This is a genomic window from Corynebacterium pilbarense (genome assembly GCF_026930265.1).
GTDB lineage: Bacteria > Actinomycetota > Actinomycetes > Mycobacteriales > Mycobacteriaceae > Corynebacterium > Corynebacterium pilbarense.
The window spans coordinates 1-553 of record NZ_JANRML010000140.1 but is presented as its reverse complement, the minus strand read 5'-3'; the positions used below and the strand labels follow the sequence as shown (position 1 = coordinate 553).

Annotated in this window: 1 protein-coding gene; it reads left to right on the top strand. The window is 41.0% G+C overall.

All coding sequences use genetic code 11. The annotated features are described in order from the left end of the window. Window positions 1-553: hypothetical protein (locus NUW87_RS11585; RefSeq protein ID WP_269028684.1), on the top strand; the 553-nt coding region annotated here is incomplete at both ends.

The window sequence follows — 553 nt, the reverse complement described above, 5'->3', positions numbered from 1 at the left end:
AAGCCGTGATGTAACTTTCCATGAAGAGACAGCATTCCGACGGGCCAGAGATCTTGTATGTGATACAGAGGAGCAGGAAGCTCCAACACATGACTCTCCTTCTCCAGATGAACAGAGGGAGGAAGCCTCTGAGATTGAAGCAGATCCATCAAGAGACTCTATTGAATTCCCAATGGAGCTTCCTCCTGTCAAAAGGAAACAAGCTTGGTGTCGTGAAATATTGAGAGAAGCAGAAAGGCACTCAGCACCGAAGGGCACCTTCAGAGAAAGAAAGAAACCGGATAAGTACTCCAGTCTCATAGCTCATTTAAATACTGTAATTGATTCAAAACCTTCCACATTTGTTGATGCCTCCAAACATCAAGTATGGAAAGATGCTATGAATGAAGAATATGATTCTATTTTAAAGAATGAAGATCCTGTATTACTCATTAAGGATACATCACACACTAATAGCATACACAAGATTTACCTTACTGCTATGGAAGGAACGGATCGCCTAAAAACAGGAGATACATTAGTAATTTATAGAACAGCGTCTGACGGTAAAAGC